This is a genomic window from Mycobacterium sp. E3247, assembly GCF_001667785.1.
In the GTDB taxonomy this organism is placed as follows: domain Bacteria; phylum Actinomycetota; class Actinomycetes; order Mycobacteriales; family Mycobacteriaceae; genus Mycobacterium.
Window position 1 is genome coordinate 35,838 of record NZ_LZJG01000491.1, and the last position, 6,000, is coordinate 41,837.

Annotated in this window: 5 protein-coding genes; 2 read left to right on the forward strand and 3 right to left on the reverse strand. The window is 70.6% G+C overall.

Annotated elements, in window-relative coordinates:
- Nucleotides 1-244: 244 nt before the first annotated feature.
- On the reverse strand, nt 245-958 hold the full coding sequence (locus A9X04_RS24845; RefSeq protein WP_067926462.1) for a histidine phosphatase family protein: 714 nt from the start codon (nt 956-958) through the stop codon (nt 245-247).
- Nucleotides 959-1,041: 83 nt separating this feature from the next.
- Here A9X04_RS24845 and A9X04_RS24850 point away from each other — a divergent pair, with 83 nt between their 5' ends.
- Nucleotides 1,042-1,914, forward strand: a complete 873-nt coding sequence (locus tag A9X04_RS24850; protein ID WP_067926465.1) for a MaoC/PaaZ C-terminal domain-containing protein — start codon at nt 1,042-1,044, stop codon at nt 1,912-1,914.
- On the opposite strand, the gene otsB is transcribed toward A9X04_RS24850, so the two are convergent.
- Together otsB and A9X04_RS24860 are read right to left on the reverse strand one after the other, a co-directional pair.
- Nucleotides 1,911-3,038, reverse strand: a complete 1,128-nt coding sequence (gene otsB, locus A9X04_RS24855) for a trehalose-phosphatase (protein WP_067926468.1) — start codon at nt 3,036-3,038, stop codon at nt 1,911-1,913. The genes A9X04_RS24850 and otsB overlap by 4 nt on opposite strands.
- 41 nt (nt 3,039-3,079) lie before the next feature.
- Nucleotides 3,080-4,426 carry a wax ester/triacylglycerol synthase domain-containing protein gene (locus A9X04_RS24860; protein ID WP_067926471.1) on the reverse strand — a complete coding sequence of 449 codons (1,347 nt, stop codon included), beginning with the start codon at nt 4,424-4,426 and terminating at the stop codon, nt 3,080-3,082.
- 164 nt (nt 4,427-4,590) lie between these two features.
- Between A9X04_RS24860 and A9X04_RS24865 the strand changes: the two genes are divergently transcribed.
- Nucleotides 4,591-6,000, forward strand: a 1,410-nt coding sequence (locus tag A9X04_RS24865) for a PHP domain-containing protein (protein ID WP_197509367.1), incomplete at its 3' end; no start/stop codon positions are given.

A 6,000-nucleotide genomic window follows, 5' to 3' on the forward strand; every position in this document is an offset into this window, starting at 1 on the left:
TGGCCGCGTTGCTACGACTCCTCGATAGGCGGCACAAAGGAGGTTTCGAAGAACGAGCGCGCGGTGTTGCCGAACTCATTGCGTTCGGGCTCGAAGCTCTTGCGTTTCACCTGACCTCCATCGGTGCGAGGCATCGGATGGTCGCCGGCGTGATCGGCGACTGACCCATGAACCCGATAAGCTAATACTCAAAGTGGCGTCCTATTGCTTGCGTGAGCCGGGCGCGGCGGGTCGCCACCGTCAACTAGCTGTGGAAGTCGCGGATGCCGTCCCAGTCCACCAGAGTCCAGCCGGTCATCGGGTTACCCGTGATCACCACGCGCCCGATGTTGGGCAGCGGGTGACTGGTCAGCAGGGTGTCCTTTGCGTTCCTCGCGTTCATCAGCGTCCAGTACTCGATGGCGAACTTGTGCGAGAACACCACCGGATTGTGCTGGCCGCTGTTGTAGACCTTTTGGATGGCCGCGGTGAATCCGTCGTTGAACTGCTTGCCGTTGATCGACCCGGGGATGCTGTCCTGGACGTCCCCCCTGAGCCAGTCCGCCGGGGCCAGCAGGTACGTCGCGTTCTCCTGGGCAACCGGCTTGCCCTCGAACCAGCCGGCGTTGATCTCCTGGATGCCTTGCAATACCTCGACCTGCTTGCCCAGTTCGGCGGCCAACGGCGCGGCGGTCTGCTGGGTTCGGGCCATGGTCGAGGCGTAGATGCCGTCGTAGTCCTTGTGGCCCGCCTGGTGGGCGACCTGCTGGGCCTGCCCCTTGCCCTCCGGGCTCAGGCCGGGGCCCGGCACCGAGGTGTCGATGATCCCGCTGGCGTTGGCTTCGGACTCGGCGTGCCGGATGAACGTCACCGTGATGCTGCGTGCCTGCGGCGATCCGCCACAGGCGCCGACGATTACGGCCGCGGTGAGCGCCGCGACCGCCTTCGACACATTCCGGACCAACCTGCGCTTCGGCATGTCGATAGCCTGCCCTGCCGACGGCTTCGGTGGGAAGGGTTTGCGATGGTTAGGTGGAGAAAATACGTCAGAAGGAGACTCAGATGGCGATTGAACCGAGTGCCGTCGGCGCGGTGACCGAACCCATGCTGTTCGAATGGACCGACCGCGACACCATGCTCTATGCGCTCGGTGTCGGCGCCGGCATCGACGACCTGTCGTTCACCACCGAGAACAGCCACGACATCGACCAGCAGGTGCTGCCCACCTACGCGGTGATCTGCTCCCCGGCCTTCGCCGCGGCGGGCAAGATCGGGACGTTCAACCACGCCCTCCTGCTGCACGGCTCGCAGGGCATCCGGCTGCACGCGCCGCTGCCGCCCGCCGGGAAGCTGTCGGTGGTCTCGGAGGTCGCGGACATTCAGGACAAGGGCGAGGGCAAGAACGCCATCATCGTGCTGCGCGGCCGGGGCACCGACCCCGACTCGGGCGAGTTGATCGCCGAGACGTTGACCACGCTGGTCATCCGCCAGGCGGGCGGTTTCGGCGGATCGCCGGGCCAGCGCCCGATCGCCCCCGAGTTCCCGGACCGCGAGCCGGACGCCCGCGTCGCCCTGCCCACCCGCGAGGATCAGGCCCTGATCTACCGGCTGTCCGGTGACCGCAACCCGCTGCACAGCGATCCCTGGTTCGCCAAGGAGCTGGCCGGATTCCCCAAGCCGATCCTGCACGGGCTGTGCAGCTACGGGGTGGCCGGTCGCGCGCTGGTCGCCGAGCTCGGCGGCGGCGTCGCGGCCAACGTCACGTCGATCGACGCGCGGTTCACCTCACCGGTGTTCCCCGGCGAGACGCTGACCACGCTGATCTGGCGCACCGAACCGGGCAAGGCGGTCTTTCGCACCGAGGCCTCGGGCGCCGAGGGTTCCGGCCCTCGCGTGGCGCTCGACGACGGCGCGGTGGAATACGTCCAGGCCTAGCCCGACAGCCGGCCCGCCAGGCGGGCGGTGAACTCGCCGGCCTTCGCCGGGCTGTCCAGGGCGAACCGCGCCGCGGTGGCGCGGTCACCGTCGTCGTAGTGCCGCACCAGGATCGGCACCCCGCCGTCGCGGACCGCGTCGAACGCGTCCTCGTCGGTGATGTCGTCGCCGAGATAGACCGGCGTCAGGGCGCCGGACTCGGCCTCGGTCAGGTGAGAGAGCACCCAGCGCAACGTCTTTCCCTTGTCCCAGTCCAGGTCCGGGCGCAGCTCGATGACCTCGCGTCCGGTGGTCACCCGGAGGCCGTCGCGACGGCCCGCCGCGCGCACGGCGGCCGCCGCCTCGCCGACGCGGTCCCGCGCGGCGTTGCGGTAGTGCACGGCGACGCCAAAACGCTTGTGCTCCACCACCACACCGGGGATGGAGCCCAGCCGCTCCTGCAGCTGGGCGGCCGCGTGTTCCAGCACTGGGACGGCCGTCGCCGCCTCGTCGTTCTGATGGTGCGCGCCGTCGGGCGCGGTCAACTCGAAACCATGGCTGCCGGCATACCAAATCCCGGGAACGCCAACACGTTTCGTCACATCGGCCAGATCGCGGCCCGACAGCACCGCGACCGGGCACCGCGCCGCCAGCTGCCGCAGCGCCTCGGTGGCCCCGGCGACCGGGACGGCGGCGTCGGGGTCGTTGACGATGTCGGAGAGTGTGCCGTCGAAGTCGAAGAACACCGCCGGCCTGCGCTCGGCCAGGTCGTCGAGCACCGTCAGCGCGTCGGGCAGCTGCGACATCCGGAGGTCCCCGGTGCGCACCGTGACCTCGCGAGCGTCGGCGACGACCGCATCCGCGCCGGCGTCTGCCAGCGCGTCACCGTGCCCGACGCCGATGACCAACGCGAACCCGCCGGCGCGCGCGGCCTTGACGACCGCTTCGTGGGTCGTGACGACCACGCCCCGCCCGGGGAGCGCGCCGACGTCGTCGGCAGCCCTCGACAGGTCCTCGGCCGAGGAGAAAACGGCGGTGGCCACGCCGATCTCATGCAACCGGCCGTCCAGCGCGGGCTCTGGCGCGTCGAACAGCACCGCGTCGTGGCGACGCGGGTCGATGACGACCGACCCCGACTCTGGCATGACCCAACCTTCTCACGAGGATCGGTCCGGCCGGGAGTGGGTCAGTGCCGCGCTTGTCCCGGGAAAGGCGGGCGCGGCCCCGGTGTGCGGCCGGGGAAGGCGCGGTGGGAACGCTTGCGGCGACGATCGCCGAACAGCAGGACCGAGTCCTGGCTGAGCGCGACGAGGCGTGCCATGCCGAGCTCGATGCCGGCGGCCAATTGCTTGACGTCGAACGCGGCGCCGCGCTCGGCGGTGATACCGAACACGAGTTCGTCGCCGTAGCTGAGCACCGCGACCCCGGTGCTCAACTCGACGGCGGTCGGCGGGATGGGCAGCACGCGCTCCATCGTCTGACCCATCAGCCGCAGCCGGTGCCGCGGCCCAGGCGCGTTCGTGGTCAACGTCACGATGGGACGCTGCGGCAGTCGCGACAGCAGTTGGATCACGCCGTCGCGCACCATGTTCGGCAGGCAGTTGAGCGCCGCCTCGACGATGCCGCCGGACGGTGTGGGGTCGGTTCCCCCGGCGCCCCAGCGGGTCTGCACGGTGCGCAACCGCTGGACCGGGTCGTCGTGTTCGACGGGCAGGTACGGTGACCGGACCGGCGTCGGCACCAGGGCGCGCAGCGAGTCCGCCCGCGGTTCCTCGCCGCGGCCGAGCAGGACCGTGCGGAAGCCCTCGGCGGTCGCGGCGAGCGCGACGTCGTTGACGGTGGCACCGAACCTGCGGCAGACCCGGTCGACGTCGGCGATCGGGACGCGCACCGTGGCGTAGCGCCGCAGGACGGCGGCCCGGTCGTGTGTCCGCAAGGCGGGCCAGACCGCGCCGAGGACGGCGCCGGTCGCGGTCCAGGACATCCGCCACAGCGCGTCGGGCCAGTCGTTTCGGCGCCGTGGCGCGCGCGAAACGGGTTCGGCGGCAGGGGTGTTGGCGAAGGCGGCGGCGTCGGCGTCGTCGCACAGCCGGGTGAGCAGCTGCGCGGGCGAGTTGCCGTCCGTCAGGCGGTGATGGGTCTTCATCAGGATCGCCCAGCGGTTGCCCTTCAGGCCTTCTATCACCCAGCATTCCCAGGGCGGACGGTCCGGGCGTAGGGGTCGCTCGAGGGCGTGGGCGATGGCCGCGGCCAGCTCGGCCTCGTCACCCGGCCGGGGGATCGCCACCCGGCGCACGTGGCGGCCGAGGTCGAATCCCGGGCAGTCGACCCACTCGTGGTGCGCCGGGTGGGGCCGCAGCAATTGCGTGCAGCGGGGTATTGACCGAATGCGTTCGGCCAGAAGGCATTCGAGTCGACGGTAATCGGGTGTGCCGCCATCGACGATGGCCACCGCGCCGATCGCCAGGCCGGCGTGCTGGTCGGGATCCTGAGCCTTCAGGAGTGCCGTATCCAATACCCTCACCTGCGCCATGCTCGCCCCCGCCGGAAATTTTGCCCGGTTACCAGTGTCTGCCCTGCCCCGCTTCCGCGGTAGGCACGCGGCGTTAAGACCTTGTTTAGGAGTTGAAGATCGGTTTAACAACGGTTGGCGCAGGCGAGAGGCAATTCGAACATATTTTCGATAGACTGCGAACCGTGGGTTGGTTTAATGGCCCGCCGAGCTGGGCGGAGATGGAGCGGGTGCTCAACGGCAAGCCGCGCCATGCCGGCGTGCCGGTGGCGCCAGGGGAGGATGCCCCCCTGTCGCCCAAGCGCGGAACGTACCGGCCGCCGGACGGTACCCGGGCGGCCCGCTCGTCCGTCACTCATTCCGTTCCGTATGCCGAGCTGCACGCGCATTCGGCGTTCAGCTTTCTCGACGGGGCCGGTACGCCGGAGGAGCTGGTGGAGGAGGCCGCCCGGCTGGGGTTGCGCGCCCTGGCGCTGACCGACCACGACGGCCTGTACGGGGCGGTGCGGTTCGCCGAGGCGGCCGCCGAACTCGAGCTGCGCACCGTGTTCGGCGCGGAACTGTCGTTGGGGCCCTCGCAAAGATCCACAGCCCGCACCGAGGCCCCCGACCCGCCTGGCCCGCACCTGCTGGTGCTGGCCCGCGGCCCGGAAGGCTACCGGCGGCTGTCCCGTCAGCTGGCCGCGGCGCACCTGGCCGGCGGGGAGAAGGGCAAGCCGCGCTACGGGATCGACGCGCTGACCGAGGCCGCCGGCGGGCACTGGCACATCCTGACCGGATGCCGCAAAGGCCATGTCCGCCAAGCCCTTTCCGACGGCGGCCCGGACGCGGCGGCCCGCGCGCTGGCCGACCTGGTGGACCGGTTCGGCTCGCAAAGGGTCAGCATCGAGCTGACCCACCACGGTCAACCCCTCGACGACGAGCGCAACGCGGCGCTGGCCGGGATCGCGCCGCGCTTCGGTGTCGGCGTCGTCGCCACCACCGGGGCGCATTTCGCGGGCCCGTCGCGGCGCCGGCTGGCCATGGCGATGGGCGCCATCCGGGCGCGGCAGTCCCTGGACGCCGCCGCCGGGTGGCTGGCCCCGCTGGGGGGCTCGCACCTGCGGTCCGGCGAGGAGATGGCCCGGCTGTTCGCCTGGTGCCCCGACGCGGTGAGCGCCGCCGCCGAGCTCGGCGAACAGTGCGCGTTCGGGCTGGCGTTGATCGCCCCGCAGCTGCCGCCCTTCGACGTGCCCGGCGGGCACACCGAGGACAGCTGGCTGCGGCAGCTGACCATGACGGGCGCGCGTGACCGCTACGGGCTGCCCGACGCCGCGCCGCGCGCGTACGCCCAGATCGAACACGAGCTTAAAGTGATTGCGCAGCTGCGGTTTCCGGGCTACTTTCTGGTGGTCCACGACATCGCCCGGTTTTGCCGGGAAAACAACATCCTGTGTCAGGGCAGGGGATCGGCGGCCAACTCCGCGGTCTGTTACGCCCTGGGTGTCACCGCGGTGGACCCGGTGGCCAACGAGCTGCTGTTCGAGCGCTTCCTGTCGCCCGCCCGCGACGGGCCGCCCGACATCGACATGGACATCGAGTCCGACCAGCGCGAA

Bases quoted from the DNA above. Each gene is read 5' to 3' on its own strand.
- otsB (WP_067926468.1), bottom strand. From the start codon at position 3,038: ATGCCAGAGTCGGGGTCGGTCGTCATCGACCCGCGTCGCCACGACGCG.
- A9X04_RS24850 (WP_067926465.1), top strand. From the start codon at position 1,042: ATGGCGATTGAACCGAGTGCCGTCGGCGCGGTGACCGAACCCATGCTG.
- A9X04_RS24845 (WP_067926462.1), bottom strand. From the start codon at position 958: ATGCCGAAGCGCAGGTTGGTCCGGAATGTGTCGAAGGCGGTCGCGGCG.
- A9X04_RS24860 (WP_067926471.1), bottom strand. From the start codon at position 4,426: ATGGCGCAGGTGAGGGTATTGGATACGGCACTCCTGAAGGCTCAGGAT.